Genomic DNA, 2,027 nt, shown 5'->3' with positions numbered 1-2,027 from the left:
ACGCATGCTGGGGCTGCAGTCGGCCCTGATGGACGTGCTGATGCCGGGCACGCAGTTCGACCCGCAGGGCGCCCTCGCCAAGGGGCTGATCGACGAGGTGCTGCCGACCCGCGAGGAGCTCGTGCCCGCCGCAAAGGCGTGGATCCGCAGCGTTCGCGACGACGAGGACGCGGCGAAGAACCCGTGGGACCGTGCGGGCTACAAGATGCCCGGTGGCACCCCGAGGACCCCGGCGCTGGCACAGTTCCTGCCGGCGTTCCCCGCCCTGCTGCGTAAGCAGACCAAGGGCGCGGTCTACCCGGCGCCCCGCGCGATCATGAGCGCCGCGGTGGAGGGTGCGCAGGTCGACTTCGACACCGCCTCGCGCATCGAGAGCCGCTACATCACCAACCTCGTGGTCAACCAGCAGGCCAAGAATATGATCCAGGCCTTCTTCTTCGACCTCCAGGCGATCAACGCCGGCAAGCTGCGCCCGGCGGGCGTCCCGCCGTACCGCGCCACCAAGGTGGGCGTCCTCGGCGCCGGGATGATGGGCGCCGGCATCGCCCACTCCTGCGCCCGCGCCGGCATGCAGGTCGTGCTCAAGGACGTCGAGGTCGCCAACGCCGAGAAGGGCAAGGCCTACAGCGAGAAGCTGCTCGACAAGGCCATCGCCAAGGGCCGCAGCACCGAGGAGAAGAAGGCCGAGCTCCTCGACCGGATCACGCCCACCGCCGATCCGGCCGACCTCGCCGGCTGCGACCTGGTCATCGAGGCCGTCTTCGAGGATCCCGGCCTCAAGCACAAGGTGTTCGCCGAGATCGCCGAGCACGTCAACCCCGACGCACTCCTCTGCTCCAACACCTCGACCCTCCCGATCACCGAGCTGGCCACCGGTGTCGACCGTCCGTCCGACTTCATCGGGCTGCACTTCTTCAGCCCCGTCGACAAGATGCCGCTGGTCGAGATCATCCGCGGCGAGGAGACCTCCGACGAGACCCTCGCCAAGGCCTACGACGTGGTCCAGCAGATCCGCAAGACGCCGATCGTGGTCAACGACTCGCGCGGCTTCTACACCTCGCGGGTCATCGGCACCATGGTCAACGAGGGTCTGGCCATGCTCTCCGAGGGCGTGCACCCGGTCTCGCTCGAGCGCGCGGCCACCCAGGCGGGCTACCCGGTCGGCACCCTGCAGCTCTCCGACGAGCTGAACATGGAGCTGATGGCCAAGATCCGCAAGGCCACCCTCGACGCCGCCGAGCGTGACGGCATCGACCTGCCGGCCCACCCGGGAGACGGCGTGGTGGCGAAGATGATCGAGATCGGCCGTCCCTCGCGGCTCAAGGGCGCCGGGTTCTACGAGTACGACGACGCGGGCAAGCGCCAGGGCCTGTGGCCCGGCCTGGCCGAGACCTTCCCCGTCGCCGAGCAGCAGATCCCGATCGAGGACGTCAAGGACCGGCTGCTGTTCGTCGAGGCGCTGGAGACGGCGAAGTGCTTCGAGGAGGGCGTCCTCGAGTCCGCGGCCGCGGCCAACATCGGTTCGATCATGGGCATCGGCTTCCCGCCGAACACCGGCGGAGCGGCACAGTTCATGACGGGGTACGAGTCGCCGACCGGTGAGGTCGGGCTGAGCGCGTTCCTCGCCCGGGCCGACCAGCTCGCCGAGCAGTACGGCGACCGGTTCCGCGCGACGGCGTACCTGCGCGAGCTGGCCGAGAAGGGCGAGACCTTCCCCGCCTGACCCCCACGCTGACCCGCCCGAAACTTTCGGGCGGGTCAGGCAATTTCGGGACAGCCCCCGGCCGGCTCGGTGACAATCTGAGGGTGAGCCAGCAATCTCGGGTGGGCGCGCACGCGCCCGTGGTCGACGTCCGCAGCCTCCACGTCCGCTTCGGCGAGGTGGAGGCGGTCGCGGGCATCGACCTCGCGGCGTACGCCGGACAGGCCACCGCCCTGCTGGGCCGCAACGGGGCCGGCAAGTCCACCACCATGCGGGTGCTGGCCGGCGTCGTGCCGCCGACCGCCGGGACGGTGCTGGTCGCCGG

The 2,027-nt window shown here is 70.2% G+C and carries 2 protein-coding genes; both read left to right on the top strand.

Features of this window, described 5'->3' with window-relative positions:
* Positions 1–1,723, top strand: a 1,723-nt coding sequence (locus VFN12_RS02310; protein ID WP_325116939.1) for a 3-hydroxyacyl-CoA dehydrogenase NAD-binding domain-containing protein, incomplete at its 5' end; no start/stop codon positions are given.
* Positions 1,724–1,806: 83 nt separating this feature from the next.
* Positions 1,807–2,027 (top strand): ATP-binding cassette domain-containing protein (locus VFN12_RS02305; RefSeq protein ID WP_325116938.1); only part of this gene is annotated, 221 nt, incomplete at its 3' end.

The organism is Nocardioides sp., from assembly GCF_035703625.1.
Classification (GTDB): domain Bacteria; phylum Actinomycetota; class Actinomycetes; order Propionibacteriales; family Nocardioidaceae; genus Nocardioides.
The sequence above is the reverse complement of the archived record's forward strand: the minus strand, read 5'-3'. Positions and strand labels throughout refer to the sequence as shown.